This window comes from Kitasatospora sp. NPDC101183 (assembly GCF_044767945.1).
Classification (GTDB): domain Bacteria; phylum Actinomycetota; class Actinomycetes; order Streptomycetales; family Streptomycetaceae; genus Kitasatospora.
The window spans coordinates 119683-145986 of the sequence record NZ_JBIWOW010000014.1; the positions used below are offsets into that span (position 1 = coordinate 119683).

The 26304-nt window shown below is 73.5% G+C and carries 20 protein-coding genes, 7 tRNA genes and 1 pseudogene; 15 read left to right on the forward strand and 13 right to left on the reverse strand.

All coding sequences use genetic code 11. The features are described from left to right. Positions 1-103: 103 nt before the first annotated feature. Complete coding sequence (gene cobA, locus ACIRRS_RS20990; RefSeq protein ID WP_402972712.1) at positions 104-1351, forward strand: uroporphyrinogen-III C-methyltransferase; 1248 nt, start codon at positions 104-106, stop codon at positions 1349-1351. 49 nt (positions 1352-1400) lie between these two features. On the opposite strand, the gene ACIRRS_RS20995 is transcribed toward cobA, so the two are convergent. Next, positions 1401-4067 (reverse strand): SpoIIE family protein phosphatase, encoded by a 2667-nt coding sequence (locus tag ACIRRS_RS20995; protein WP_402972714.1) that lies wholly within the window; start codon positions 4065-4067, stop codon positions 1401-1403. 88 nt (positions 4068-4155) lie between these two features. On the opposite strand from ACIRRS_RS20995, the gene ACIRRS_RS21000 reads away from it, so the two are divergent. Further along, entirely contained in the window at positions 4156-4959 is an 804-nt protein-coding gene (locus tag ACIRRS_RS21000) for a TrmH family RNA methyltransferase (protein WP_402972716.1), read from the forward strand. A gap of 1569 nt (positions 4960-6528) precedes the next feature. Here ACIRRS_RS21000 and ACIRRS_RS21005 read toward each other — a convergent pair. Next, positions 6529-7767: pseudogene (locus tag ACIRRS_RS21005) on the reverse strand (serine/threonine-protein kinase); the annotation flags it as partial. Between the two features lie 408 nt (positions 7768-8175). On the opposite strand from ACIRRS_RS21005, the gene ACIRRS_RS21010 reads away from it, so the two are divergent. Further along, the gene (locus tag ACIRRS_RS21010; protein WP_402972718.1) at positions 8176-8376 is read left to right on the forward strand and encodes a hypothetical protein; all 201 of its coding nucleotides are present in this window, start codon (positions 8176-8178) and stop codon (positions 8374-8376) included. A gap of 281 nt (positions 8377-8657) precedes the next feature. Here the strand turns inward: ACIRRS_RS21010 and ACIRRS_RS21015 are convergent. The 5 genes from ACIRRS_RS21015 to ACIRRS_RS21035 form a co-directional block, all read right to left on the reverse strand. Then, a tRNA-Val gene (locus ACIRRS_RS21015) sits at positions 8658-8729 on the reverse strand. Positions 8730-8770: 41 nt separating this feature from the next. Next, positions 8771-8842 (reverse strand) — tRNA-Val (locus tag ACIRRS_RS21020). Positions 8843-8883: 41 nt separating this feature from the next. Then, a tRNA-Val gene (locus ACIRRS_RS21025) sits at positions 8884-8955 on the reverse strand. Between the two features lie 34 nt (positions 8956-8989). Beyond that, positions 8990-9063: transfer RNA gene (locus ACIRRS_RS21030), tRNA-Cys, on the reverse strand. 40 nt (positions 9064-9103) lie between these two features. Continuing rightward, a tRNA-Gly gene (locus tag ACIRRS_RS21035) sits at positions 9104-9176 on the reverse strand. Positions 9177-9484: 308 nt separating this feature from the next. Between ACIRRS_RS21035 and ACIRRS_RS21040 the strand changes: the two genes are divergently transcribed. The 3 genes from ACIRRS_RS21040 to ACIRRS_RS21050 all read left to right on the forward strand — a co-directional run bounded on the left by ACIRRS_RS21040 (position 9485) and on the right by ACIRRS_RS21050 (position 12285). Then, on the forward strand, positions 9485-10534 hold the full coding sequence (locus ACIRRS_RS21040) for a chorismate-binding protein (RefSeq protein WP_402972720.1): 1050 nt from the start codon (positions 9485-9487) through the stop codon (positions 10532-10534). A 17-nt stretch (positions 10535-10551) separates the two neighbouring features. Further along, entirely contained in the window at positions 10552-11382 is an 831-nt protein-coding gene (locus tag ACIRRS_RS21045; RefSeq protein ID WP_402972722.1) for an aminotransferase class IV, read from the forward strand. A gap of 63 nt (positions 11383-11445) precedes the next feature. After that, entirely contained in the window at positions 11446-12285 is an 840-nt protein-coding gene (locus tag ACIRRS_RS21050; RefSeq protein ID WP_402972723.1) for a GNAT family N-acetyltransferase, read from the forward strand. 18 nt (positions 12286-12303) lie between these two features. Here the strand turns inward: ACIRRS_RS21050 and ACIRRS_RS21055 are convergent, their stop codons facing one another. Then, complete coding sequence (locus ACIRRS_RS21055; protein WP_402972725.1) at positions 12304-12804, reverse strand: DsbA family protein; 501 nt, start codon at positions 12802-12804, stop codon at positions 12304-12306. 114 nt (positions 12805-12918) lie between these two features. On the opposite strand from ACIRRS_RS21055, the gene ACIRRS_RS21060 reads away from it, so the two are divergent. Continuing rightward, on the forward strand, positions 12919-13392 hold the full coding sequence (locus tag ACIRRS_RS21060) for a hypothetical protein (protein WP_402972727.1): 474 nt from the start codon (positions 12919-12921) through the stop codon (positions 13390-13392). Positions 13393-13397: 5 nt separating this feature from the next. Here the strand turns inward: ACIRRS_RS21060 and ACIRRS_RS21065 are convergent, their stop codons facing one another. Together ACIRRS_RS21065 and ACIRRS_RS21070 are read right to left on the reverse strand one after the other, a co-directional pair. Continuing rightward, positions 13398-13967 carry a CGNR zinc finger domain-containing protein gene (locus ACIRRS_RS21065; RefSeq protein WP_402972729.1) on the reverse strand — a complete coding sequence of 190 codons (570 nt, stop codon included), beginning with the start codon at positions 13965-13967 and terminating at the stop codon, positions 13398-13400. Positions 13968-14383: 416 nt separating this feature from the next. Then, positions 14384-14797 carry an SsgA family sporulation/cell division regulator gene (locus tag ACIRRS_RS21070; protein ID WP_030056266.1) on the reverse strand — a complete coding sequence of 138 codons (414 nt, stop codon included), beginning with the start codon at positions 14795-14797 and terminating at the stop codon, positions 14384-14386. Between the two features lie 408 nt (positions 14798-15205). On the opposite strand from ACIRRS_RS21070, the gene ACIRRS_RS21075 reads away from it, so the two are divergent. Together ACIRRS_RS21075 and ACIRRS_RS21080 are read left to right on the forward strand one after the other, a co-directional pair. Continuing rightward, a tRNA-Val gene (locus ACIRRS_RS21075) sits at positions 15206-15277 on the forward strand. A gap of 211 nt (positions 15278-15488) precedes the next feature. After that, positions 15489-15560: transfer RNA gene (locus ACIRRS_RS21080), tRNA-Val, on the forward strand. A 72-nt stretch (positions 15561-15632) separates the two neighbouring features. Here ACIRRS_RS21080 and ACIRRS_RS21085 read toward each other — a convergent pair. Beyond that, the gene (locus ACIRRS_RS21085; protein ID WP_402972730.1) at positions 15633-16400 is read right to left on the reverse strand and encodes a 3'-5' exonuclease; all 768 of its coding nucleotides are present in this window, start codon (positions 16398-16400) and stop codon (positions 15633-15635) included. 149 nt (positions 16401-16549) lie between these two features. On the opposite strand from ACIRRS_RS21085, the gene ACIRRS_RS21090 reads away from it, so the two are divergent. The 4 genes from ACIRRS_RS21090 to ACIRRS_RS21105 all read left to right on the forward strand — a co-directional run bounded on the left by ACIRRS_RS21090 (position 16550) and on the right by ACIRRS_RS21105 (position 20973). Then, entirely contained in the window at positions 16550-17104 is a 555-nt protein-coding gene (locus ACIRRS_RS21090; RefSeq protein ID WP_402972731.1) for a DUF4365 domain-containing protein, read from the forward strand. Between the two features lie 32 nt (positions 17105-17136). Further along, positions 17137-18267: a hypothetical protein gene (locus tag ACIRRS_RS21095; RefSeq protein WP_402972733.1), complete on the forward strand. Its 1131-nt coding sequence runs from the start codon at positions 17137-17139 to the stop codon at positions 18265-18267. An 84-nt stretch (positions 18268-18351) separates the two neighbouring features. Next, positions 18352-20331 (forward strand): threonine--tRNA ligase, encoded by a 1980-nt coding sequence (gene thrS / locus ACIRRS_RS21100; protein ID WP_402972741.1) that lies wholly within the window; start codon positions 18352-18354, stop codon positions 20329-20331. Between the two features lie 81 nt (positions 20332-20412). Further along, positions 20413-20973: an HIT family protein gene (locus tag ACIRRS_RS21105; RefSeq protein WP_402972743.1), complete on the forward strand. Its 561-nt coding sequence runs from the start codon at positions 20413-20415 to the stop codon at positions 20971-20973. A gap of 65 nt (positions 20974-21038) precedes the next feature. Here the strand turns inward: ACIRRS_RS21105 and ACIRRS_RS21110 are convergent, their stop codons facing one another. Then, positions 21039-22685 (reverse strand): hypothetical protein, encoded by a 1647-nt coding sequence (locus ACIRRS_RS21110; protein ID WP_402972744.1) that lies wholly within the window; start codon positions 22683-22685, stop codon positions 21039-21041. 221 nt (positions 22686-22906) lie between these two features. Here ACIRRS_RS21110 and ACIRRS_RS21115 point away from each other — a divergent pair, with 221 nt between their 5' ends. Further along, complete coding sequence (locus ACIRRS_RS21115; protein ID WP_402972745.1) at positions 22907-23389, forward strand: thiol-disulfide oxidoreductase DCC family protein; 483 nt, start codon at positions 22907-22909, stop codon at positions 23387-23389. Here ACIRRS_RS21115 and ACIRRS_RS21120 read toward each other — a convergent pair. Further along, positions 23377-25425, reverse strand: coding sequence for an elongation factor G-like protein EF-G2 (locus ACIRRS_RS21120; protein ID WP_402972747.1), 2049 nt, complete (start codon positions 25423-25425; stop codon positions 23377-23379). The two genes, ACIRRS_RS21115 and ACIRRS_RS21120, sit on opposite strands and share 13 nt — an antisense overlap. Before the next feature lie 221 nt (positions 25426-25646). On the opposite strand from ACIRRS_RS21120, the gene pgsA reads away from it, so the two are divergent. Next, positions 25647-26294 carry a phosphatidylinositol phosphate synthase gene (gene pgsA / locus ACIRRS_RS21125; RefSeq protein WP_402972749.1) on the forward strand — a complete coding sequence of 216 codons (648 nt, stop codon included), beginning with the start codon at positions 25647-25649 and terminating at the stop codon, positions 26292-26294. The last annotated feature ends 10 nt before the right edge of the window (positions 26295-26304 follow it).

The window sequence follows — 26304 nt, forward strand, 5'->3', positions numbered from 1 at the left end:
GCCCGTCACCCCTGCGCGGACCGGCCCGAGGGCGCGCCGGTCCGCGCAGTGGCGTACCACCCCACGTCCCCCGTACCCTCACCTCGCACCAGGAGCACCGCCGATGACCGCGCCCACCCCGCACCCCAGCACCGAAGGCCGTACGCCCTACCCCGTCGGCCTGCTGCTGGCCGGTCGCCGCGTCGTGGTGGTCGGCGGCGGCCACGTCGCGCAGCGGCGCCTGCCGGCCCTGATCGCCTCCGGCGCGGAGCTGCACCTGATATCCCCGGCCACCACCCCGGCCGTCCAGGCCATGGCCGACGCCGGCGAGATCACCTGGCACGCCCGCCCGTACGAGGACGGTGACCTCGCCGGCACCTGGTACGCCCTGGTCGCCACCGACGACCCGGCCGTCAACGCGGCCGTCAGCGCCGAGGCCGAGCGCGAGCGCGTCTTCTGCTCCCGCAGCGACGACGCCTCCGCCGCCACCGCCTGGACCCCGGCCAGCGGCCGCGACGCGGGCGCCACCGTCGCCGTCCTCACGGGGGACCCGCGCCACTCCGCCGCCCTGCGCGACTCCATCGTGGACGGCCTGCGGGACGGCTCCCTGGCCGCCCGCCAGTACCGCTCCCGCGGCGCCGGCGTGGCCCTGGTCGGCGGCGGCCCGGGGGACCCGGACCTCATCACCGTGCGCGGCCGCCGCCTGCTCGCCGACGCCGACGTGGTCGTCGCCGACCGCCTCGCCCCGCGCGAGCTGCTCGCCGAACTGCCCGAGCACGTCGAGGTGATCGACGCCTCCAAGATCCCGTACGGCCGGTTCATGGCCCAGGAGGCGATCAACCGCACCCTGATCGAGCACGCCAAGGCCGGCAAGTTCGTCGTCCGGCTCAAGGGCGGCGACCCGTACGTCTTCGGGCGCGGCGGGGAGGAACTGCTCGCCTGTGCCGAGGAGGGCATCCCGGTCACGGTCGTGCCCGGGATCTCCAGCTCGATCAGCGTCCCGGCGGCGGCCGGCGTCCCCGTCACCCACCGCGGCCTCACCCACGAGTTCACGGTGATCTCCGGCCACGTCGGCCCCGACGACGAGCGCTCGCTCACCAACTGGGACGCCGCCGCGCGGATGAGCGGCACCCTGGTGCTGCTGATGGCCGTGGACAAGATCGGCGCGATCGCCGCCCGCCTGGTCGAGGCAGGCCGGCCCGCCGACACCCCGGTCGCGATCGTCCAGGAGGGCACCACCGCCGCCCAGCGCCGGGTCGACGCGACCCTGGGCACCGTCGGCGCCGTGGTCGCGGCCGAGGGCGTCAAGCCGCCGGCCGTGATCGTCGTCGGCGAGGTCGTCAACGTCCTGGCCGCCGCCTTCCGGAAGTGAACCCCGGGGGAGCGGGAGGTCGGCCCGCCCGACGTCCCGCTCCCCGAGGTCACTCCAACGGCTGTTCCGTCCAGATGACCTTCCCCGTCGCCGTGTAGCGCGTCCCCCACCGGTCCGCGAACTGCGCGACCAGGAACAGCCCCCGCCCGCCCTCGTCCTCGTTCGCCGCGTACCGCAGGTGCGGCGAGGTGCTGCTGCCGTCCGACACCTCGCAGATCAGCGCCCTGTCCCGCAGCAGCCGCACCCGGATCGGCCCGGAGCCGTACCGGATCGCGTTGGTCACCAGCTCGCTGAGGATCAGCTCCGTCACGAACGCCGCCTCCTCCAGCCCCCACCCCTCCAGCTGCCGCGCCACCGCCGCCCGCACCTCCCGGACGGCCGCCGGGTCCGAGGGCACCTCCCACTGGGCGACGCGGTCCGGCGCCAGCACCCGCGTCCGGGCGACCAGCAGCGCGATGTCGTCCTGCGGCTCGGCCGGCAGCAGCGCCCCCAGCAGGTCCGCACAGGTCTGCTCCGGCGAGCGCGCCGGCCCGGCCAGCGCCGTCCGCAGCCGCTCCAGCCCCGCGCCGACCTCCCGGGTGCGGTCCGCCACCAGGCCGTCCGTGAACAGCACCAGCCGGCTGCCCTCGGCGAGCTCCAGCTCCACCGCCTCGAACGGCAGGTCCGCCATCCCCAGCGGCGGCCCCGTCGGCACCGGCGCGAACTCCACCCGCCCCTGCGGGTCCACCACCGCCGGGGCCGGATGCCCCGCGCTCGCCATCGCGCACCGCCGCGAGACCGGGTCGTAGATCGCGTACAGGCAGGTCGCCCCGGCCGGGCCCGAGTCCTCCCCGGCCGCCTCCTCCCGGTCGATCCGGCTCACCAACTCGTCCAGATGGGCCAGGAGTTCATCGGGCGGCAGGTCCAGCGTCGAGAAGTTGTGGATCGCCGTGCGCAGTCGCCCCATCGTCGCCGCCGCGTGCAGCCCGTGCCCCACCACGTCCCCCACCACCAGCGCCACCCGCGCCCCCGGCAGCGGGATCACGTCGAACCAGTCCCCGCCCACCCCGGCCCGCGCCGGCAGGTACCGGTACGCCACGTCCAGCGCGTCCTGCTCCGGCAGCGAGCGCGGCAGCAGGCTGTGCTGCAGCGTCACCGCCATCTCGTGCTCCCGGGTGAAGCGCCGCGCGTTGTCCACGCACACCGCCGCGTGCGCCACCAGCTCCTCGGCCAGCGCCAGGTCCTCCGGCTCGAACGGCTCCGCCCGCTGCGCCCGCCAGAACCGCACCACCCCCAGCAGCACCCCGCGCGCCCGCAGCGGCACCCGCACCAGCGAGTGCACCCCGTACGCCAGCACCCGCTCCGACTGCTCCGGGTCCTGCCGCCGCCAGCCCTCCGCCTCCGCCAGGCGCGGCTCCAGGGCCGACTCCCCGCTGTCCAGCACCCCGGCGAGCGGCGTGGTGGGCACCACCTCCAGCACCGAGCCGACGGGATGGAACGGCGCGTCCTCGCGCACCCCGGCGAAGGCCGCCCGCCGCACCCGCCCCAGCCGCCCGCCCGGCGGGGGCTCCTCGCCCGCCAGGACCTGCTCGGCCAGGTCCACCGTGACGAAGTCCGCGAACCGCGGCACCGCGACCTGCGCCAGCTCCTCCGCCGTCCGCGTCACGTCCAGCGTGCTGCCCACCGTCATCCCGGCGTCGTACAGCAGCCGCAGCCGCCGCTGCGCGCCCTCGGCCCGTCCGGTCAGCGCCAGCAGCTCGGTGGAGTCGCGCAGCGTCGCCACACAGCCGGGCGGCCCGCCCGCCTGGTCCGTCAACCGGACGTTCACCGCCAGCAGCCGCTCACCGGCGGGCACCACCTGGTCGGTCACCGGGCGCTCGGCGGTCAGCAGCTCCAGCGGGGCGGGCTCCAGGCCCAGCTCCTCGACGGGCCGGCCCTCGGCGTCCGCCGGCAGGTCGAGCAGCCGGCGCGCCTCGTCGTTGCACAGCACCAGCCGCCCGTCCCCGCCGACGATCACCACGCCCTCGCGCACCGCGTGCAGCACCGCCGCGTGGTGCTCGTACATCCGGGTCATCTCCGCCGGGCCCAGCCCGTGCGTCTGCCGCCGCAGCCGCCGGCTGATCAGCGCCGTCCCCAGCGTGGCCAGCGCGATCCCGCCCGCCGCCACGGCCAGCACCACCGGCAGCTGGCGCTCGCTCGCGGTGTCGACGTTGTGCACGGTGATGCCCGCCGAGACCAGCCCGACCACCGAACCGTCCGGCGCGTAGACCGGCACCACGGCCTGGATCAGCGGCCCGAGCGTCCCCGCGACCTGCTCCGTCACCACCTTCCCGTGCAGCGCGGGCTCGAAGGTGCCGATGAACCTGCCGCCGATCAGCGCCGGGTTCGGGTGGGTGTAGCGGACGCCCTGGTCGTTCAGCACCACGACGAAGTCCACGCCCGAGGCCGTCCGTGCCGCCTCCGCCCGCGGCTGCAGCACCGCCGTCGGATCGGGGGAGCGCAGCGCCTCCACGATGCCGGGGGAGTTGGCGAAGGTCTGCGCCACCGCCACCGAGTGGTCCCGCGCCTCGTGGTCGGCGTCCCCCCGCGACTGCACCACCAGCGCCACCGCGGCCGCCGCCACCAGCAGCAGGACCACCAGGATCTGCAGCGCGAACACCTGCCCCGCCACCGACCGCAGCCGCACCGGCCAGGGGCGCCTCGCGCGGGGCGCCTCTCTCCGACCGTGTGGGGCCATACGGTCATGTTGGCACCGCCGTCACACCGGTACCACCCGCCCCCTCGCCCGTTTGGCCTTCCCCACCCGGGCTTGGCAAGATCACAGGGTGTCCGAACCCAGCACCGTCACCGACCCCGCCGACCCGCGCCTGGCCGACTACACCGGCCTGACCGACGTCGAACTGCGCCGACGCCGCGAACCCGCCGAGGGCCTGTTCATCGCCGAGGGTGAGAAGGTCATCCGCCGCGCCCTCGCCGCGGGCTACCGGATGCGCTCGATGCTGCTGACCGCCAAGTGGCTGGACGTGATGGCCGACGTCATCGCCGAGGCCGACGCCCCCGTCCACGTGGTCGACCCCGCCCTCGCCGAAGCCGTCACCGGCTACCACGTCCACCGCGGCGCCCTCGCCTCCATGGAACGCAGGCCCCTCCCCGACGCCGCCGCCCTCCTCACCGCCGCCCGCCGCGTCGCCGTCCTGGAGGGCCTGGTCGACCACACCAACCTCGGCGCCATCTTCCGCAGCGCCGCCGCCCTCGGCATGGACGCCGTCCTGCTCTCACCCGACTGCGCCGACCCCCTCTACCGCCGCGCCGTCAAGGTCTCCATGGGCGCCGTCTTCGCCGTCCCCTACGCCCGCCTCGACCCCTGGCCCGCCGCCCTCGACACCGTCCGAGACGCCGGCTTCACCCTCCTGGCCCTCACCCCGGCCGAGCACGCCCTCGACCTCCCCACCCTCACCCCCCACCCCCGCACCGCCCTCCTCCTCGGCGCCGAAGGCGACGGCCTCACCCCCGCCGCCATCGCCGCCTCCCACCACCCCGTCCGCATTCCGATGTCCCACGGCATCGACTCCCTCAACGTCGGCGCCGCGGCAGCCGTCGCCTTCTACGCCGTCACCACCACCCCCTGACCCCTCCCACCCCGGCCCCACTCCGCGCACGCGTCTCATCGGGGCGCCCGCTACCCCGCCGCAGCGTCGCCGCCCTGCTCCACTCCGGCCCACCCCGTTCCGCTCCCCGCCGCGTACGGGGCCCACCACCCGCCGCCGTTCTGAGGCCCCGCGCTCGCGTCCCGGCTCTCTCGCCGCACCAGAAGTCGGCCCCGCCGACCTCCTGCGCAGCAGCGTTCCACAACCCCCACCCAGCTTCGCTCCGCCCCCGCTGGGCCCGGCTCCAGCCCAGGCCCACCCTGCGCCTCTCCGGCCCGCCGCGCGCTTTCCCGCCCCCGCGCTCCTGGCCTCTCGCCGCACCAGAAGTCGGCCCCGCCGACTTCCTGTGCAACCGCCTTCCAGAGCCCCCACCCCAACGGCCCACGCGCTGCGCGCCCGCCTGTCCGATCGGGGCACTCGCCATCCCGCCGCAGAGTTGCCGCTCCACTCGGCCCACCCCGCTCCGCCTCGCCGCGCGTCCCGAGCAGCTCCCCACCCCGCGCTTCGCAGGGCGCTCACCTGTCCCGTCGGGGCGTCCACCACTCCGCCGCAGTTCTGCGCCCGGCCTCGTGCCGCGAGAAGCTCACTCCGCCCCGCGCAGGGCACCTACTCTCCGCCGGGCTACCCACGCTCGCGTTTTGGCCCCCGCCGCGCCAGAAGTCGGCCCCGCCGACTTCCTGTGCGGCCACACACACCCCAGCGGCGCGAAGCGCACCCGCTGCCCACCGCTGAACCTTCCCGCCGCCCCGCGCACGCACCGAAGTCGACCCAGCCGACTTCCTCCGCAGCCGCACGGCACATCGCGCTCGCTGCCGCCCTCTCCCCGGCTATCCCGACCTCTGCCGCACCGGAAGTCGGCCCGGCCGACTTCCGGTGCGGCCCTCAGCCCGCCGGGGCCGTAGGCGGCGCCGGAGCAGCAGCCGGGGGCGGGGCGATGAGGCCCGTGCCGCCGGAGGTGCCGGCGCCGGGCCAGGACTCGTCGAGGGTTCCGTCCGCCCGGACGGCGTAGCGGGTGGAGGCGATCGCGCCGGTCGCGGCGACGCGCTCCTCGCGGACGACCGCCCCGCTGTCCAGCCGCCAGGTGGCCGCCGCCTGCGGGTCCGCCGCCGAGGTGCGCAGGGCCGCCGCGACGGGGCTGTTGTCCGCCGCGAAGGTGTACAGCTGCACGAGGTCGACCGGTACGGCCCCCTCCGTGCGCCGCAGGACGACCACCGACGCCGGAGCGCCCCTGAACCGCGCCGGGAGTACGGCGCTCAGCGAGACCTGGGCCCCGGCCCCCGCCGCCGAGTGCCCGTCCCGCAGCGCGATCCCGGGCCCGCCCGTCCCGTCGGGGTACGTGCGGTTGGGCCAGTCCACGACGGGCCCCGGCCCCTGGACCGCCGCCAGCGAGGAGTCCCGCGCGGCAGCCGGCACCGGCGTACCGGTGGACTGAGAGGTGGACTGCGAGGTGGGCTGCGGGGTGGACTGCGGCGCCACGTCCACCGAGGGAGCCGACGGCGCCGAGGCGGTCACCCCGGCCGCCGGCCGCGCCCCCTGACTGCTGCTCCGCTCCTCGCACCCCTGCGCCGCCGCGATCGCCAGCGCGACCCCGATCGTCACGGTGACGAACACCACCAGCCGCTGCCGCAGCAGCCGCTGCCGGGCGTTGCCGGGAGCCCGCCCGCCGGGCACCGGCGTGTGCTGACGCTCCCTCGGCCGCACCCGGTCACGGGAGGCGGGCCGCCCGGGCGGGGGAGTCTGCGGCCGCTGGCGCAGCGGCCGGGTGACGGGCGTCGGCTCGGGCCGGGGGAGCGGTGCCCCCGCCGGCCGCCGCGCCGCCGCGCCGGAGGCCGCCCGCGCCCGAGCGGCCGCGGGCGCCTCGGGCGGGTGCCCGGGCCCGGGCACTGCCTGTACGGGTGCGGCAGGCGCGGCGGCCCCCGCCGGAGCGGCCCGCCCCGCCCGCGCCGTACGGCCGGAACCCCCCGACGCCGCGCCCCGAGCCGCGAGTTCGCTGAGCCGCTCGTGCAGCGCCGCCGCCCCCGGTCGCTCCGCCGGTTCCTTGGCCAGGCAGGCCCGGATCAGCGGGGCGAGCTGCGGCGGCACGGCCGACAGGTCGGGCTCCTCGTGGACGACCCGGTACAGCATCACCTCGGAGGAGGCGCCCGACCCGAACGGTGTGTCCCCGGTGAGCGCGTACGCCAGCGTCGCCCCGAAGGCGAAGACGTCCGTGGCCGGTGTGACGGCGGCCCCGCGCACCTGCTCGGGGGCGAGGAACCCGGGGGAGCCGACCGCCGTGCCGACGTGGGTGAGGGTGCTGGCGCCGCGCGACCACGCGATGCCGAAGTCGATGATCCTGGGCCCGCGCGGCGACAGCAGGATGTTGGAGGGCTTGAGGTCCCGGTGGACGACCCCGGCCTCGTGCACCTTGACGAGCCCGTCGGCGAGCGCGGCCCCGATCCGGGCGGCCTCGGCCCAGTTCAGGGGCCCGTCGTCGCCGACCCTCTTGTACAGCGAGGGCCCCGGGACGTACGCGGTGGCCAGCCAGGGCCGCTCGGCCTCGATGTCGGAACCGACGACGCGCGCCGTGCAGGCGCCCCGGATGCGGGAGGCGGCGGCGATCTCCCGGGCGAAGCGGGTGCGGAACTCCTGGTCCTCGGCGAGTTCGGCGCGGATCAGCTTGAGGGCGACGCGCTGCCCCTTGCGGTCGGAGCCGAGGTAGACGACGCCCATGCCGCCGGCGCCCAGTCTTCGGTGCAGCCGGTACGGCCCGACGATGCGGGGGTCCTCACGCCTCAGCCGCATCATCGCCATGTTCCCGTTCCCCGTCAGCCCGTGGGTGAGGCCCCGTTGGTGTGGGGCATCGTCAGTTCCTGTCCGGCACAGCTTACGGACTGCCCGCTGCGGTGTGCTGATACGCAACACCTGAAGCAGCCGTGCGATTGTCCGATCTTGGGCTGACCCGCAGGTCACAGGGGTGCCGGATCACTTCTCGGGGTTCCCCGTCAGGGTTCCCCCGGGGGCCGGATCACGGCTCCCTCCCCCTGCGGTAGTAGGCCCTAAGTACGGCAGTCATCCTCCGGGATGCCCGAGGAACAGTACGACGGCATGACGTCCGGAAGGCCCCCTCACCAATAGCGTTGTCCTCAGCGGTGGACGGGGAGCTCGTCCCCCGAGGTAAGCCGTCCACCGCGCCAACCCGACCGGATCAGGAGTAAGGCCATGGCACCGCAGCTCATGGGAACCCCGCGCCGCCGCCGCCCCGCCTTCGTCCAGACCCGGTCCTCCGAACAGCAGACGCGCCACCCCGCGGTGGCGCTGGCCATGGCCCTGCCGTGCGCCGTGCTGCTGGTGATCCTCTTCGGCGGGTGGGAGCAGATGGCGAACCAGGCCGAGGCCGTCGCCGACCTGTTCGGCCGCTGAACAACACCCGGCCCCCTCGGGGGCCGGCCACAGAACGGGCACTGATCCCCTGGGGACGGGGATCAGTGCCGCCGGGGAGGCCGCGGCCGCGATGACACGCGGACGGGCGAGAGCGGTGCGCAGAGCGCCCCGGCAGGCGGAGACGCCGCGTACGGACGTCGGTGAGGGCGACCGTACGCGGCTCTTCTCCTCTTCGGCCCTCCCCTCCTGAACCGGGCGGGAACGCCGAAACGGCCGGGGCCGCGATCCTCACGGATCGCGGCCCCGGCCGTTACTTGCTGTGCGCGATACTGGGATTGAACCAGTGACCCCTACCGTGTCAAGGTAGTGCTCTCCCGCTGAGCTAATCGCGCCTGGTAAGGCGTTCCTGCAGCGGACTCCGTGGAGTCCGACGTGCGCGATACTGGGATTGAACCAGTGACCCCTACCGTGTCAAGGTAGTGCTCTCCCGCTGAGCTAATCGCGCCTGGTGAGGCGTTCCTGCAGCAGACTCCGTGGAGTCCGACGTGCGCGATACTGGGATTGAACCAGTGACCCCTACCGTGTCAAGGTAGTGCTCTCCCGCTGAGCTAATCGCGCGGGGAGGCCTCCCGGTGGAACCGGGTGATCCTCTTGGAGGTGGAGACGGGATTTGAACCCGTGTACACGGCTTTGCAGGCCGTTGCCTCGCCTCTCGGCCACTCCACCAGGCAACACACGAAGAACGATCTTACACTGTTCTCCATCGAGCGGACGACGAGATTCGAACTCGCGACCCTCACCTTGGCAAGGTGATGCTCTACCAACTGAGCCACGTCCGCCTGTCTCCCGGGGATCTTCACCGCTTTTCTTCGGCTGCGCTCCCTGGCGACGTGTTGAACTCTAGCGGATTCCCGGGCCAGCTAAAAATCCGTTCCCGCAGCGTGCCGAGGGGATGCCCTCCGAGTGCCGCTTCGTCAGCGCCGCCGACCGGCCACCGGCCGCCACCTGCGGCGCTCCCGGACGATCATCCGCAGGCCACCCGGCGCACACCCGCGCGACGCCGGCGAGTGCTCACGCCCCCGGCCCCGGCGGGCGCCCCCGACCTACACTTCAGGCACCGCCCCCAGCACCACCGCGCAGGAGAACCGTGTCCGGCCCCACCGACCCCCGCACCCCCCTCGCCCGCTTCGGCGGCCGCCTGGCCACCGGGCTGCTCGACGTCACCTCGGACCCGGCGGCCCTCGACTCCGCCGGCCACTGGGCCGTCGCGTACGACTTCGAGGGCCGCCTCACCTGCGCCCGCTTCGACCGCGTGCGCCCCGCCCCCGCCCCGCCCCCCGGCGCGGGCTGGCAGGGCCCGGCCGCCGGCGACTGGCGCAGCTCCCTGGACCGCGCCGCCTACACCGCGGGCGTCCGCCGCATCCGCGCGCACATAGCCGCCGGCGAGGTCTACCAGGCCAACCTCTGCCGCGTCCTGTCCGCGCCCCTGCCCGACCCGGACCGCAGCGACATCGACGCCCTCACCGGCCTGCTCGCCCACGGCAACCCCGCCCCGTACGCGGGAACCCTCCGGCTGCCCGGGCACGGCGTCGAGATCGCCACCGCCTCCCCCGAGCTCTACCTGCGCCGCAGTGGACGCACCGTCTCCTCCGGCCCGATCAAGGGCACCGGCCGGACCGAGGCCGACCTCCTCGACAAGGACCACGCCGAGAACGTGATGATCGTCGACCTGGTCCGCAACGACCTCGGCCGCGTCTGCGAGACCGGCAGCGTCACCGTCCCCGACCTGTGCGTCGTCGAGAAGCACCCCGGCCTCGTCCACCTGGTCTCCACCGTCGAGGGCACCCTGCGCCGGGGCGCCGGCTGGCCCGAACTCCTCGCCGCCACCTTCCCGCCCGGCTCCGTCACCGGCGCCCCCAAGTCCAGCGCCCTGCGGATCATCGACGCCCTCGAGACCGCCCCCCGCGGCCCCTACTGCGGCGCGATCGGCTGGGTCGACGCCGACCGCGGCGAGGCCGAACTCGCCGTCGGCATCCGCACGTTCTGGATCGACCGGCAGGACCCCCACGCCCCCGTCCTGCGCTTCGGCACCGGCGCCGGCATCACCTGGGGCTCCGACCCCGACCGCGAATGGGACGAGACGGAACTCAAGGCCGCCCGCCTGGTCGCGATAGCGTCGGGCGGCCAGTGCCTCTGAGACAGGAGCAACGCCCGATGCACAACCCCACCACGAGCTGGGTCAACGGAGCGCTCGTCGACTCCACCCGGGCCGCCGTCTCCGTCCTCGACCACGGGCTCACCACCGGCGACGGCGTCTTCGAGACCATGAAGGTCGTCGACGGCCGCCCCTTCGCCCTCACCCGCCACCTCGACCGGCTCACCCGCTCCGCCCGAGGCCTCGGCCTGCCCGACCCCGACCACGACCTGGTCCGCCGCGCCTGCGCCGAGGTCCTCGCCGCCGACCCCGTCCCGCTCGGCCGCCTGCGCGTCACCTACACCGGCGGCGTCGCCCCGCTCGGCTCCGAGCGCGGCACCGACGGCCCCACCCTGGTCGCCGCCCTCGGCGCCATCACCCGCCGCCCCGACGAGACGGGCGTCGCCGTCGTCCCCTGGCGCCGCAACGAGCACAGCGCCGTCGTCGGCCTCAAGACCACCTCCTACGCCGAGAACGTCGTCGCCCTCGCCGCCGCCCACCGCGCCGGCGCCTCCGAGGCCCTCTTCGCCAACACCGCCGGTCGCCTCTGCGAGGGCACCGGCTCCAACGTCTTCCTCGTCCTCGGCGGCCGTCTGCTCACCCCGCCGCTCGCCTCCGGCTGCCTCGCCGGCATCACCCGCCAACTCGTCCTCGACTGGTGCGGCGCCGAGGAGGCCGACCTCCCCCTCGACGCCCTCCGGGACGCCGAGGAGGTCTTCCTCACCTCCAGCACCCGCGACGTCCAGGCCGTCACCCGCGTCGACGACCGCGAACTCCCCGGCCCCGGCCCCGTCACCGCCAAGGCCATGGCCGTCTTCGCCGAGCGCAGCGGCGACGACCTCGACCCGTAAAACCCTCCCGCCCCGGGCGCAGCGCCACGGGTAACCTCCCCGGCGAGGGGAAGGGACCACCACATGACCACCACGCTGCGCCCCGAGGGCCCCGAGTCACCCACCGCGGCCGGAGGCCGCACCAGACGCTGGCGCATTCTCACGAACGGCCACCAGGTCGGCGCGCTGCGCACCACGGCCACCCCGTGGGGCAGTCAACTCTGGGGCGAGATATCGGAGTTGGAGATCACCGAGGGGCTCGGCCGGGGCCGGGGCACCTTCGGCGCCCTCGCCGCCGAGGAGGTCCTGCGCGGCTGGAACTGCACCCGGGTCGACGTCAAGATCCCCGACACCGCGCCGACCGCCCGCGCCCTGGCCGCCGTCCTCGGCTACACCGAGCGCTCCCTGACCCTCTCCAAGCGGCTGACCGCCGCCCCCGCCCTGCCCCCCGGCGTCACCGCGCGCCCCTTCGAGGAGCCCGGCCTCCGGGCCTGGCTCGACCGCTCCACGGCGGACTACGCCCGCTCCCTCGTCCGCTCCGGCCTGACCGAGGAGCAGGCCCGCTCCAGGGCGGTGGGCGGCCAACAGCTCCCGCAGGGCGCCGCCACACCCGGCAACCTCGTGAGCAGCCTGTACGGCCCCGACGGCGGCCCGGAGCCCTGCGGCTCGATCTGGGTGGACCTCCACATGACCGACCTGCCCGGCGGTGAACCCCTCGCCTGGGTCATGGTCGTCGAGGTGTCCCCGGCCCACCGGGGCCGGGGACACGGACGCACCCTGATGCTGCTCGCCGAACGCGAGTGCCTCGCCGCCGGCGTGCGCGACCTCGGGCTGAACGTCTTCGCCGACAACGAGGTGGCCGTGCGCCTCTACGACTCGCTCGGCTACCAGGTCGTCAACCGCCTCTACGGCAAACAGCTCTGATCAAACGTCAGAACGGTGTCAGGACGCCTTCGCCGCCTCGATGACAGCCGTGATCCGCTCCCGCAGACCCTCCTGGCTCTGCCCGCCGTCCAGCCGCTGCCCGCCGATCACGTACGTGGGCGTGCCCGTGACCCCGATCGCCTTGCCCTCCGCCTGGTCGGCGTCCACCGTCAGCATGTGCCGCCCGTCGACCAGCGCGGTGTCGACCTCCTCGGCGTCCACCCCGACCTCCCGGGCGACCTCCAGCAGCACCTCCTGCCCGCGCTCGCCCAGCTCCTCCGCCCGCGCCAGCAGCGCCTCCACGAACGGCCACCCCAGCCCCTGTGCGAACGCCTCCTCGGCCGCCTCGGCGGCGGCGTAGGCGTGCTTGTGCTTCTCCAGCGGGAAGTGCCGCACCTCGACGGGAAGCGCGTCGCCGTACTGCGCGCGCAGTGCCCGTACGTCGTCCAGGGCGGTGCGGCAGTCCGGGCACTGCAGGTCGCACCAGAACTCAAGGCGGGGGAGGGAACCATCGATCATCCCCCCAGTGTTCCACCAATGGGCACCCCGACCGTCCACGGGTGCACCCGGCGCAGCACCACAGGAGGCACCGATGACCAGGACCACCGTTCGCGGACGTGAAGGGGCGTGCCCGTGCTGACCGCGGCGATCAGCTTCGCGCTCACGGCGGGCGGGGTGGCCCTCGCCGGCCTGCGGGCCTGGCACCGGCGCTTCCTCTCGGCGACCCGCTGGTTCGCCGTCGCCCTGCTGCCCGCCGGGCTCTACCTGACCGGCCTCTTCCCTCTGGCCGCCACGATCGGCCGGGAATTCGGCAAGTGGGCCACCAAACTCGTCTTCGACCCCCGGGTCTGGACGGGCGTCGCCCTGCTCGGCCTCTCCGCCGTCCTGCTGCTGACCACCCGCTGGGCGGGCCGCCGGGGCGCCGTCGAACAGGCCCCGGACCGCCCGGCCGCCGCCGGCCCGGCCCCCGAGCGCCCGGCGGTCGCCCCGGCCGCGCAGCAGCCGAAGCCCCAGCCGAAGCCGAAGAAGCAGTCGGGCAAGCGCGACGACGGCCTCGGCGGCGACTTCGACGACATCGAGGAGATCCTGCGCCGACGCGGGATCTGAGCGGCTCAGGCGGAGGTGACGGCCTCGGCGGAGCGCTGACGGGCCCGGTACGCGGCCACGTGCAGCCGGTTCCCGCAGGTCCGGCTGTCGCAGTACCGCCGGGAGCGGTTGCGCGAGAGGTCGACGAAGACCCGGGCACAGTCCGGCGCCTCGCAGCGCCGCAGCCGCTCCCGCTCGCCCGCCATGAGGATGAAGACCAGCGCCATGCCCAGCTCGGCCGCCAGGTGGTCGCCGATCGCGGCGTGCGGCGCGAAGTAGTGCACGTGCCAGCCGTGGTGGTCGTGGTTGACGAGGCGCGGCGTCGTCCCGGCGTCCGCGACGACCGCGTTGACCAGCTCGGCGGCCTCCTCGGTGGACTCCGTCCCGAACACCTCGCGCAGCCTGGTGCGCAGGCCGTGCACCCGGTGCAGGTCGTGTTCGGTGAGGGAGTCGACCTCGCTGATCTCGTTGCGGATCACGAAGCCGTCGAGCGCGGCGACGTCCGGCAGCCTCTCGTCGCCGCACACCTCCGGCGCGGTGTTGAGCAGGTCGACGAGGATGCTCAGAGCGCACTCGGTGTCGTGGGTGATCAGCACGTTGGGGGCTCCTCGCGCAGGGGGACTCGTGGTACCCCGCGGTCACGGTTAACCCAAGACCATACCCGCCGACGCCGGGGATGGGTGGCGCGTTCGTTCGAAGGCCTGTACGGATTCCGTCAGAGCCCCGCAAACCGGGCGCACGCCTCCCCACGCGCCCCGGCGCACCCTTCGCACACCCCCGCGAACGACGACGACGCCCGGCACCGGGGACCGGCCACCCTTACGGATGACCGGCCCGGTGCCGGGCGCCTGCGGTGTCACGGCCCGCTCCGGTGGGAGCGGGTGGTTCACCGACCCCGAGTCCGCGTCGTGCGCGGCTTGGTCCGCTGCCGTGCCCCCGAGTAGGACGGCAGTGATGGCGGCGTGGAGTACGCCCCCGCCGACGGCGGGGCCGGACCGCCCTCCGGTCGGGATCAGCTTTCGGCGAGGATGTGGGACAGCTCCCGGTCGAGGTCGAAGTGACGGTGTTCGGTGCCGGGGGGCACCGCGGCGTCCGTCCGCTTGAGGAAGGACTCAAGCGCCCGGGCCGGGGCCTCCAGCAGGGCCTCTCCTTCCGGAGAGCTAAGCGCGATGCAGACCACCCCTTGCCCGTGGCTGCGCGACGGCCACACCCGGACGTCGCCGGTACCGGTGGGTCGGTGCAGCCCCTCCGCGAGGAGATCTCGGGCGAACACCCACTCCACGGTCTCGTCGGCGCCCGTGTGGAACGTGGCGTGCACGGCGTAGGGGTCGGCGGTGTCGTAGCGCAGGCCCGCGGGGACGGGCAGTGAGGACTCGCTGGACACGATGAGGCGCAGGTGCAGCTCGCAGCTGACCGTGGTGTTCATAAGCGCCATGGCCTTTCGCTCAGTGTGCGCTCGGGGAATCGCACGTCGGCGAACGGACCATCCCACCCCCAAGACCGATGTAAACCCCTCTGTCCCGATTCGGGCGCGAGTCGTACCCCTTACGGCGCATTGCGGAATCGCCCGGCGGCGCCTGGGCCGGGCATTAGCGGGACGCTTCTCGGTACGTTTCCCGGTACGACTGTGCGAAACGACAAGACGCCCGGGAACACGAGAACGGGTGACACCGGGGGGCCGGACGGCGTGGCCGGCGGGGGTCGGCCGCGTGCGTCGGGAGGGAGGCGGCCCGGCCGTCCCGTGGAGATCGCCACCAGGCCGGGCCAGGGCGGGGGAGAGGTGCCGGGGTGTTCGGACCACCCCTCGGGATGCGGTAATGTTTTCCCTGCACCCGGGCGATTAGCTCAGCGGGAGAGCACTTCGTTCACACCGAAGGGGTCACTGGTTCGATCCCAGTATCGCCCACCGGAATGCATTGTGATACGTGAGGCCCAGTCGATTATCGGCTGGGCCTCACGTGTATTTCCGGGAAATCCCCCGGAGATCACCCGCTAATCAGGCTGAGGATCAGTCACCAACCCTGCGGGGCGCGAGTTCTGCGCAGGTGTCGACCGTCCCCGGAAGGGGCGAGTTGTACGACCGGCTCGCAACGGTGCTACAGTTCTTCTCGTTGCCCGGGCGATTAGCTCAGCGGGAGAGCACTTCGTTCACACCGAAGGGGTCACTGGTTCGATCCCAGTATCGCCCACCGGACAGCACGCAGGCCCTGATCGGATTCCGATCAGGGCCTGCGGCACGTTCGAGGCCCGCCGTGGAACGGCTACGCCGCCGCCGAGCAGCCGTGCTCCGGCTCCAGCCGTCGGCCGCAGCCGCACCGCGCCGGCCGCAGCGGCCAGGACAGGTCCACCCGCTCCGGAGTCCCCGAGCGGTCGAACCACCGCTGCAACCCCCGCGCCTGCGCCGCGTGCCACACCGCCTGCCGCAGGTGCAGCTCCGCCGCCGACAACTCGCCCAGCGCCGCCGGGTACCGGGCGCCTATCCGCCGGGTCAGCGCCAGCGCCGCCGTCGCGTCCGCCGTCGCGTCGTGAGCACCGGTCAACTCCACCTCGTAGTGCGCACACAGGTCCGTCAGCGTCCGACGGCCCTTGCGGTACCGGTCCACGTGCTTGTCCAGCACCCGCGGATCGAGCACCACCAGCGGCGACGCCCCCAGACCGTCCGCCAGCGTCACCCCGTGGTGACGCCGCAACTCCCGGTCCAGCAGCGTCAGATCGTACGGCGCGTTCATCACCACCACCGGCCGCCCCGCCCGCGCCTGATCGGCCAGCGCGCGGGCCACCTCCGCCACCACCGTCCGCGCCGGACGGCCGTGCGCCCGCACCCGCTCGTCGCTGATGCCGTGCACCGCCCGGGCGCCGTCGGGGATCGGCACGCCCGGATCGGCGAGCCAGGTCGTGCCCAGCACCGGTGTGCCCGGGGCGAGTTGGACCACCAGGGAGGCCGAGACGATCCGATCGGACTCCACGTCCACGCCGGTGGTCTCGGTGTCGAAGGAGGCGAGTGGGCCGGTGTACCAGATCTGCTGCATGACTGCCCCTCAGACGAGCGTTCCGCGCCCGGTTGATACCCGCTTCTGACACCCGTTCAACCGTTTGGCCCAGGCCCGACCGGGGATCCTCACCGAGGGTGTCCCGCCCGGTCCCGGGCGGGCCCGGAGCCGGGGGAGGCCACGGGGCGATGGCACTGACCCAGCCGCAGCCGGACGGGGCGGCGGCCGTCCTGCGCGGCAACCTCGCCGTCACCGCCTGCATGGAGACCCTGCAGGTCGGCTACCTGCACGCCGTCGCCGCGGCCGCCGGCTGCTCGCTCTCCCAGCCCTTCCCCGACAACGGCATCGACTGGCACGTCAGCCACGGCTCCCGGGCGCACGAGGTCGACGACGAGGTCACCGTCAAGATCCAGCTCAAGGCCACCCAGCAGATCGCCCCCGAGCCGCCCGGCCCCTTCTTCAGCTTCACCCTCGACAACGAGCACCTGCGCAAACTCGCCCGCACCCGCGTCGCCGTCCCCCGCATCCTCGTCGTGATGCTGCTGCCCAGCCGCGTCGACGACTGGCTCCGCGCCCGGCCCGACGCCCTCGAACTGCGGCACTGCTGCTACTGGACCAACCTCGCCGGCCACCCCGTCACCGGCCGCCGGCGCACCAACGTCAGGGTCCCCACCGACAAGGTCTTCGACGACCGCGCGCTCTGCGACATCATGGCCCGGGTCGGCGCGGGCGAGAGCCCGTGACCGCCCGGCCCCGGCAGCGAGGAAGCACGCCCATGACAGCGCCGCACGGACTGCCCGACCCGGCCACCCTCGACCCCGCGGTGCTCGCCACCCTCCTCGCCCGCCACGGCTGGGTCCGCCGCGGCGGACCGGCCGCCCGCTACGGCCGCTGGACCCCGCCCGAGGACGAACCCGGCACCAGCCTCCTCGTCCCCGCCGACGACGGCTTCGACGACGCCGTCGAACTCCTCACCGACGCCGTCACCGCCCTCTCCCGCTCCCGCACCCCCTCCGCCCGCGCGGTCCTCCTCGCCCTCGCCGTCCCCGGCGACGAACTGCGCTGGCACCGCGACCTGCCCGGCCCCGCCGACGCCACCCCCTGGGACGACGCCGAACGCCTCCAGCAGGCCGCCCGCACCATGCTCGCCGCCGCCGCCAAGGCCGCCCGCATCCGCGCCGCCTACTTCGGCGCCCGCCTCGACGGACCCGCCGGACAGTTCCTCGACGGCGTCCTGGTCGTCGAACACGGCCCCGCCCTCACCGCCTACACCCCCGCCCCCGAGGGCCGCGCCGCCGTCACCACCCTGGTCCGCGCCCTCGAGGCCCTGCGCGACGCCGTCGACTACCGGCGGGTCAGCGGCGGACTCGACGCCGTCGAGAACGCCGTCCAGGCCGGAGTCAGCCGCGAACTCGTCCAGTCCGTCGAGGAACTCGTCCGCGGCACCACCGGCGCCCGCCTCACCGTCGCCTGGTCCGCCGCCACCGGAACCCCCGGCGGCTTCGGCGACCGCCGCGTCCTCCTCGACTTCTCACCCGGCGACCTCCCCGCCCTCGCCGAGGCCGCCGACCTCCTCGAAGGCCTCGAACCCGCCGTACCCGTCACCGTCACCGGCCTGATCGTCCGCCTCAAGCGCGCCGACCCCGCCGGGCCCGGCTCCGTACGGCTGCGCGTCCTCTCCGGCGCCGACGTCCGCGAACTCAAGATCAGCCTGCCCGACCCCGACTACCGGCTCGCCGTCGAGGCGCACCTCGCCGGCCGGCCCGTCCGCGTCTCCGGCCGCCTCGAACCCCACGGCGGCTTTCGTCGGCTCGGCCGCCCCCACGGCCTCGAACCGTGCGGCTGGGAGGAGGGCGAGCGCGAACAGCTGCTCAAGGGGCTCAGGGAAGGGGCCGAGGAGACATAGGTGCACGGTGCGGGTGGCGCGCTCGGTACCATCGTCACGCGCAGCGCTGTGCTGTGCCTCGATCCAGCACGTCAGGAGAGACCGGTGACGGACGTCCGGGTAATCATCAGCCGCGAACCCGATCGGGAAGAGCGCGTGGTGACGACGGGCACTACGGCCGCCGACCTCTTCGCCGACGACCGCTCGATCATCGCCGCCCGCGTCGGCGGCCAGCTCAAGGACCTCGCGTACGCCGTCCAGGACGGCGACGAGGTCGAGCCGGTCGAGATCGGCAGCAAGGACGGCCTCGACATCCTGCGCCACTCCACCGCGCACGTCATGGCCCAGGCCGTCCAGCAGCTCTACCCCGAGGCCAAGCTCGGCATCGGCCCGCCGGTCAAGGACGGCTTCTACTACGACTTCGACGTCGAGAAGCCCTTCCACCCCGATGACCTCAAGGCCATCGAGAAGCGCATGCAGGAGATCGTCAAGCGCGGGCAGAAGTTCTCCCGCCGTGTGGTCACCGACGAGGCCGCCGCCGAGGAGCTCGCCGCCGAGCCGTACAAGCTCGAGCTGATCGGCCTCAAGGGCTCCGCCGCCACCGCCGGCGAGGGCGCCGACGTCGAGGTCGGCGGCGCCGAGCTCACCATCTACGACAACCTGGACGCCAAGACCGGCGAGCAGTGCTGGGGCGACCTCTGCCGCGGCCCGCACCTGCCCAGCACCCGGCACATCCCGGCGTTCAAGCTGATGCGCAACGCCGCCGCGTACTGGCGCGGTAGCGAGCGCAACCCCATGTTGCAGCGCATCTACGGCACCGCCTGGCCGACCAAGGACGAGCTCAAGGCGCACCTGGACTTCCTCGTCGAGGCCGAGAAGCGCGACCACCGCAAGCTCGGCAACGAGCTCGACCTCTTCTCCATCCCCGAGGAGATCGGCTCCGGCCTCGCCGTCTTCCACCCCAAGGGCGGCGTCATCCGCCGCGCCATGGAGGACTACTCGCGCAAGCGGCACGAGGAAGAGGGCTACGAGTTCGTCTACACCCCGCACGCCACCAAGGGGAAGCTCTTCGAGAAGAGCGGCCACCTCGACTGGTACGCCGACGGTATGTACCCGCCCATGCAGCTCGACGAGGGCGTGGACTACTACCTCAAGCCGATGAACTGCCCGATGCACAACCTGATCTTCGACGCGCGCGGCCGCTCGTACCGTGAACTGCCGCTGCGCCTCTTCGAGTTCGGGACGGTGTACCGGTACGAGAAGTCGGGCGTCGTGCACGGCCTGACCCGCGCCCGCGGCTTCACGCAGGACGACGCGCACATCTACTGCACCCGCGAGCAGATGGCGGAGGAGCTGGACTCCACGCTGACCTTCGTGCTCAACCTGCTGCGGGACTACGGTCTGACGGACTTCTACCTGGAGCTGTCGACCAAGGACCCGGAGAAGTTCGTCGGCAGCGACGAGACCTGGGAGGAGGCCACTCGCGTTCTGGCCTCCGTGGCCGAGAAGCAGGGTCTGCCGCTGGTTCCGGACCCGGGCGGCGCGGCCTTCTACGGGCCGAAGATCTCGGTGCAGGCGAAGGACGCCATCGGCCGTACCTGGCAGATGAGCACCATCCAGCTGGACTTCAACCTGCCCGAGCGCTTCGACCTCGAGTACACGTCGGCGGACGGCTCGCGTCAGCGGCCGGTCATGATCCACCGGGCGCTCTTCGGCTCGATCGAGCGGTTCTTCGCGGTGCTGCTGGAGCACTACGCCGGTGCCATGCCGCCGTGGCTGGCTCCGGTGACCGTGACCGGCATCCCGATCACCGACGAGCACGTGCCGTACCTGCTGGAGGTCGCGGCCGAGCTGAAGAAGCAGGGCATCCGGGTCGAGGTGGACACCTCGGACGACCGGATGCAGAAGAAGATCCGCAACGCCCAGAAGGCCAAAACGCCGTACATGCTGATCGCCGGAAACGACGACGTCGAGGCGGGCGCGGTCTCCTTCCGCTACCGCAACGGCGAGCAGAAGAACGGCGTCCCCGTGGCGGACGCCGTGCAGGAGATCGTCGAGGCAGTGAAGAACCGCATCCAGGTGTGACGCGGTAATCGGACGACCACGCGCGGGGCAGGCTCTTGAAGAGTCTGCCCCGCAGGGCTTTGCCAGCCCGGTCGGGCGAATATGCTGATCAGCATGACGACTGAGCCGGAACTGCAGCGGGGCGTCGGGGAGCCGGACGGCTTCCGCCGCCTGTGGACCCCCCATCGGATGGCGTACATCCAGGGTGAGAACAAGCCCACCGGCCCGGCTCCGGACGACGGTTGCCCGTTCTGCTCGATCCCGTCGCTGAGCGACGAGGACGGGCTGATCGTCGCCCGCGGCTCCTCGGTCTTCGCGGTGCTCAACCTGTACCCGTACAACGGCGGGCACCTGATGGTCGTCCCGTACCGGCACGTCGCGGACTACACCGAGCTGGACGGGGTGGAGACGGCGGAGCTGGCCGTGTTCACCAAGAAGGCGATGACCGCGCTGCGGGCGGCCTCCGGGGCGCACGGGTTCAACATCGGGATGAACCAGGGCGCGGCGGCCGGCGCCGGGATCGCCGCGCACCTGCACCAGCACGTGGTGCCGCGCTGGGGCGGGGACACCAACTTCATGCCGGTGGTGGGCCACACCAAGGTCCTGCCGCAGCTGCTCGCGGACACCCGCAAGATGCTGGCCGAGGCCTGGCCGCAGGGCTGAGACACACCAAGAGGGGCCCGCCACCAGGGAGTTCGGTGGCGGGCCCCTCTTGGTGTCCGTACGGCTCAGCTGGCGTTGTAGACGTCGGTGTCGTACGGGCGGGTGCCCTGCGCCTCGGACTTGATGATCGAGGTGCGGGTCTTGAAGAACCGGTCCGCGTCGAGGTCGTGCTCCTGGAGGAACTCCAGGGTGGCCGCGGTGACGGCGTTGAGCACGGGGACGGAGGCGTTGGTCGCGTTGTCGATCATCGTCCGGCTGTCCCAGGCCCGGCCGACCCAGGAGTGCCGCAGGCCGAAGGGCTCGGGCAGGCCCATGCCGCCGCCGAGCCAGCCGAGCAGCCCGGGCGTCTTGTGGAAGGGGGCGCGGACGGCCTGGCGGACGACCTCGTCGTTGTCGATCAGGGGGAGCTTGACCGTCCGCTCCTCCCAGAACTTCACGGTCTTGGCGATCGACTTCTCCTTGTCCTTCGGCTTGTCGAAGAACACGCCCTTGATCGGGCCGAGCGCGTAGCCGGCCACGGAGATGGTCAGGACGTTGGCGAGGAGGGTGACCGTGACGGTGAAGGTGAGGACCAACTTGCCGTCGTGGGTGATGAACTGGGTGGCGATGTAGTGCCGGGGGCCGCCGGGGAAGGTCTGCTTGTCGGCGATGCCCTGGACGGCGAAGTCGCGCATCCGGTCGCCGTCCATGTCGGCGCTGCCGGGGCGGCTGATCTCGTCGGCGCCGTCGCTGATGTCGAAGACGACCCACTGCTTGATGGCGACGTTGGGGATGCCGCTGTTGGCGACGTGGCTGACGCCGAGGCCCTTGAGGTGGGCGGAGATCCGGCGGACGAGGTCCCAGGGGTGGAAGGCGCGGAAGTCGACGTGGCCCTCGGCGGGGTGGAGGGTGTCGGCGAGGCGCCACTCGCCCCAGCGGCGGCCGGCTCCGAGGATGCCCTTGGGGACGGCGTAGTGCTGGATGTTGGTCTCCTGCTCGGCCTCCAGGCGGCCGAGGCTGTCGCGCAGCTCGTTGGCCTTCTTGTCGAGGTCGTCGCGGGGGACGGCCTTGGCGACGGTGGCGGCCACGGCGCTGCCGCTGACGAGGTCCTCCCAGCGGCTGCGCAGGTCCACGGCGGAGCGCTCGACGATCCGGCGGGCGAGGTACCAGCCGAGGACCGGGGCGAGCATGGTGATCCGCAGGTAGAGGCCGAGGAATCCGGCGGCCGGCGGGCGGAACACGAGGACGAGGGCGAGGATCGAGGCGGCGATCAGGGCGATGGCGCCGTAGGCGTCGGCGCCGCGGGCGTTGTCGCGCTTGAGCCAGGCGCGCAGTTGGAAGGCGCCGAGCCAGATGAGCGTGCCGGGGAGGAAGAGCAGGGCGGTGAGGACGGTGACCGTGCTGAGCTTGCGGTCGCGCTCGTGGCGCAGTTCCTCGGCCGCGAGGCAGTGTTCGACGACCTGGCGGGTGTCGACGCCGAAGGAGGGGACGAGGGGCTTGCGTCCGCCGCCAATGGTGCGGGAGATCAGCGCCTTGCTGAACGCCTCGCCGGCGTTGGGGCGGAAGAGGGCGAAGCGGCCCTTCTTGGCGCTGCCGGAGGCGAGGGCGTCGACGAATCCGCCGACCTCGCCGTCGCGGTAGGCGGCGGAGGCGAGCGCCAGGCTGACGGCGGTCTGCGGGCCGGTGTCCGTCCGGGGTATCTGCGCACCCGGGGTCATGTCGAGTGTGGTCACGGTGGCGTCCCCTCCTCCCCTTGTCAGCGGCAGGTTACCGTGCCGCGGCACTGCTGCGCCGATGATCGTCTGAAGTGCCGTCAGTAGCAGGCCTGATCGGGGCGCAGCCCGTGCGCCTGAGGGGCATGATGCCCAGCTTCCGGGGGTTCGATACCCGGCGGGCGGGGGCGCGTGGGGGTGGAGGAGGATGGGAGGGAGAGTCGAGGTAGGGGAGGTTCGTTGTGAAGGACCCGGTGCTGGTTTTCGACGGGGACTGCGCGTTCTGTTCGTCCTGCGTGCGGTGGGGGGAGCGGTACCTGCGGCAGACATTGGCCTCGGGGGGCTGGGAGTCGGTGCCGTTCCAGTTCGCGGATCTGGCGGAGCTGGACGCGTTGGCGGGCGGCCGCGGTGAGGTGTCGGCGGAGCGGGCCGAGCGCGAGGTGCTGTGGGTGACGCCGTCGGGCCGGGTGTACGGGGGCGCGCAGGCGGTGGCGCGGCTGTTGATGCGTACGGGCGGGGCGTGGGCGTACCTGGGTGCGGTGGCGGCGTTGGCGCCGGTGCGGCCGGTGGTGGCGGTGGCGTACCGCTGGGTGGCGCGGAACCGGCACCGGATGCCGGGCGGTACGGCGGCGTGTGCGCTGCCGCCGCGCAAGCCCGTCCCGTCGGCAGAGGTCGGTAGGGGTCGGGGCGGGGTCGGGTCGGTCGCTGAGGGTCAGTCGGTGTAGCGCTCGGCGACGGCGGCGGGCATGGGTTCGTGGCGCAGGTGGGCGCGGGAGAACTCGGCGGTGCCGTGGGTGAGCGAGCGCAGGTCGACGGGGTAGCGGACGAGTTCGAGTTCGGGGACCTCGGCGCGCAGGAGGGTGGTGCCGGGGCTGCCGGTCTCGGTGCCGAGGACGCGGCCGCGGCGGGCGGAGAGGTCGCCGAGGACGGCGCCGAGGTAGTCGTCGGGCAGGAGGACGGTGACGGCGGCGACGGGTTCGAGCAGGCGGATGACGGCGTGCTCGGCGGCGTCGCGCAGGGCGAGGGCGGCGGCGGCCTGGAAGGCGTTGTCGGAGGAGTCGACGGAGTGGGCCTTGCCGTCGGTGAGGGTGACGCGGACGTCGACGAGCGGGTGGCCGGTGGCGACGCCCTTGGCGAGCTGGGCGCGGATGCCCTTCTCGACGGAGGGGATGAAGTGCTTGGGGACGGCTCCGCCGACGACGCTCTCCTGGAACTCGAATCCCGAGCCGGCGGGGAGGGGTTCGACCTCGAGGTCGCAGATGGCGTACTGGCCGTGGCCGCCGGACTGTTTGACGAGGCGGCCGTGGCCGGCGGCGGCGGTGCCGAAGGTCTCGCGCAGGGCGACCTTGGGTTCGACGGTGTCGACGTGGACGCCGTGGCGGGTGCGCAGCCGGTCGAGGACGACGTCGGCGTGGGCTTCGCCGGTGCACCAGAGGACGAGCTGGTGGGTGTCGGGGTTCTGTTCGACGCGCAGGGCGGGGTCTTCGGCGGCGAGGCGGGTGAGGGCCTGGGAGAGCTTGTCGTCGTCGGCCTTGCTGTGGGCTTCGACGGCGATGGGCAGGAGGGGGTCGGGGAGGGACCAGCCGTCGAGGTCGACGGGGTGGCCGGGGTCGTGGACGGTGTCGCCGGCGCGGGCGGTGGTGAGTTTGGCGGCGCAGACGAGGTCGCCGGCGACGGCGTGGGGGACGGGCCGCTGGAGTTTGCCGAAGGGGCTGGTGAGGGCGGTGACGCGTTCGTCGCCGTTCTGGTCGGCGGTGTGGGCGGGGCCGCTGAGGTGGATCCTCGTGTCGGGGCGCAGGGTGCCGGCGTAGAGGCGCAGGAGGCTGATGCGGCCGACGTAGGCGTCTCCGGTGACGCGGACGACCTGGGCGGCGAGGGGGGCGTCGGGGTCGCAGGCGGGTCCGGGGCGGGTGCGTTCGGCGGGGGTGGGGAAGGTGTGGGCGATGAGGTCGAGGAGTTCGGCGGCGCCGAGGCCGTTGTCGCTGGTGGGGACGGCGGGGTGGAGGGTGCCGGCGAGGACTTCGCGGCGCAGGCCGGCTTCGAGGGCGTCGGGGTCGAGGGTGTCGCCGTCGAGGTAGCGCTCCATGAGGGTGTCGTCCTGGCTGGAGATGGCTTCGACGAGGCTGTCGTGGGCGGGGCCGGTGTCGGGGGTCGGGGTGGTGTCGCCGTAGGTGTCGCCGGTGATGAGGTCGACGCTGCCGTCGGGGCGTCCGTCGTGGAAGACGGGGAGGAAGAGGGGCCGCAGGGTGTCGGGGCCGAGTTCGAAGGCGTCGTGGCAGAGGGCGAGGACGTCGTCGAAGCCGGTGCGGGCGAGGTCGAGTTTGGCGACGGCGATGGCGCGGGGGACGCCTTCGGCGGCGCATTCGCGCCAGAGGGCGCGGGTGGGGGCGGTGACGGGGTCGGTGGCGGAGACGACGAAGACGGCGGCGTCGGCGGCGTGGAGGGCCGCGCGCAGGTCGGCGGTGAAGTCGGGGTGGCCGGGCGGGTCGATCAGGTTGATCTTGACGCCCTTCCACTCGAGGGGGAGCAGGGAGAGCTGGACGGAGCGCTGCTGCTGGTGCTCGATGTCCTCGTGGTCGGAGACGGTGGTGCCGTCGACGACGCGGCCGGGGCGGCCGGTGGCGCCGGCGGCGTGGGCGAGGGATTCGGCGAGGGTGGTCTTGCCCACACCGCTCGCGCCGATGAGGGCGACGTTGCGCAGGCCCTGGGGGCCGGTGACGGCGGGTGCCTGGCCGGCTCGTGCCGTGCTGCGGTCGGGCATCGGGGTCTCCTCCCGTGGCGCCGAGGCTTGTCCCTCGCAGTCTAGGGTCCGTCCTCCCGGCGACGCTCGGTGTGGCGGGAGTGCCGAGCGGCGGTGCGTGCGACGGAGGGTGTCCCGGGCCTGGCTACGATGGGTGGGCCGGTCGGGCTGATCCGTCCGGCCGTCTGCCGCGTGTCCTGCGTCGGGCGGGTACCTGGGAGATCGGAGCGGCTGGGAAGGCCATGCTCAACAAATACGCGCGTGCCTTCTTCACACGTGTCCTCACCCCGTTCGCCGCGTTCCTGATCCGCCTGGGCGTGAGCCCGGACGCCGTGACGCTGATCGGTACGGCCGGTTCGGTGGCCGGTGCGCTGGTGTTCTTCCCGCGCGGGGAGTTCTTCTGGGGCACGATCACGATCACGCTCTTCATCTTCTCGGACCTGGTGGACGGGAACATGGCCCGGCAGCTGGGCCGGACCAGCAAGTGGGGGGCGTTCCTGGACTCCACGCTGGACCGGGTCGCGGATGCGGCGATCTTCGGCGGGCTGGCGATGTGGTACGCGGGCAAGGGTGACAACAACCTGCTGTGCGCGGTGGCGATCTTCTGTCTGTCGAGCGGTCTGATCGTCTCGTACACCAAGGCGCGGGCGGAGAGCCAGGGTCTGCCGTGCGACGTGTCGGGGCTGGTGGAGCGGGCCGAGCGGCTGGTGATCAGCCTGGTGGCGGCCGGGATCTCCGGCCTGCACACGTTCGGGGTGCCGTACGTGGAGTGGCTGCTGCCGGTGGCGTTGTGGCTGGTCGCGGCGGGCAGTCTCGTGACGGTGGTCCAGCGGATGGTGACGGTGCGCCGCGAGGCGTTCGAGGCCGACCGTGCGGCGGCCGGGAGTTGATGGGGGGCGT

Bases quoted from the DNA above. Each gene is read 5' to 3' on its own strand.
- ACIRRS_RS21095 (WP_402972733.1), top strand. From the start codon at position 17,137: ATGACAGCGCCGCACGGACTGCCCGACCCGGCCACCCTCGACCCCGCG.
- ACIRRS_RS21085 (WP_402972730.1), bottom strand. From the start codon at position 16,400: ATGCAGCAGATCTGGTACACCGGCCCACTCGCCTCCTTCGACACCGAG.
- ACIRRS_RS21105 (WP_402972743.1), top strand. From the start codon at position 20,413: ATGCTGATCAGCATGACGACTGAGCCGGAACTGCAGCGGGGCGTCGGG.
- pgsA (WP_402972749.1), top strand. From the start codon at position 25,647: ATGCTCAACAAATACGCGCGTGCCTTCTTCACACGTGTCCTCACCCCG.
- ACIRRS_RS21010 (WP_402972718.1), top strand. From the start codon at position 8,176: ATGGCACCGCAGCTCATGGGAACCCCGCGCCGCCGCCGCCCCGCCTTC.
- ACIRRS_RS21045 (WP_402972722.1), top strand. From the start codon at position 10,552: ATGCACAACCCCACCACGAGCTGGGTCAACGGAGCGCTCGTCGACTCC.
- ACIRRS_RS21055 (WP_402972725.1), bottom strand. From the start codon at position 12,804: ATGATCGATGGTTCCCTCCCCCGCCTTGAGTTCTGGTGCGACCTGCAG.
- ACIRRS_RS20995 (WP_402972714.1), bottom strand. From the start codon at position 4,067: ATGGCCCCACACGGTCGGAGAGAGGCGCCCCGCGCGAGGCGCCCCTGG.
- ACIRRS_RS21090 (WP_402972731.1), top strand. From the start codon at position 16,550: ATGGCACTGACCCAGCCGCAGCCGGACGGGGCGGCGGCCGTCCTGCGC.
- cobA (WP_402972712.1), top strand. From the start codon at position 104: ATGACCGCGCCCACCCCGCACCCCAGCACCGAAGGCCGTACGCCCTAC.
- ACIRRS_RS21070 (WP_030056266.1), bottom strand. From the start codon at position 14,797: ATGAACACCACGGTCAGCTGCGAGCTGCACCTGCGCCTCATCGTGTCC.
- ACIRRS_RS21120 (WP_402972747.1), bottom strand. From the start codon at position 25,425: ATGCCCGACCGCAGCACGGCACGAGCCGGCCAGGCACCCGCCGTCACC.
- ACIRRS_RS21050 (WP_402972723.1), top strand. From the start codon at position 11,446: ATGACCACCACGCTGCGCCCCGAGGGCCCCGAGTCACCCACCGCGGCC.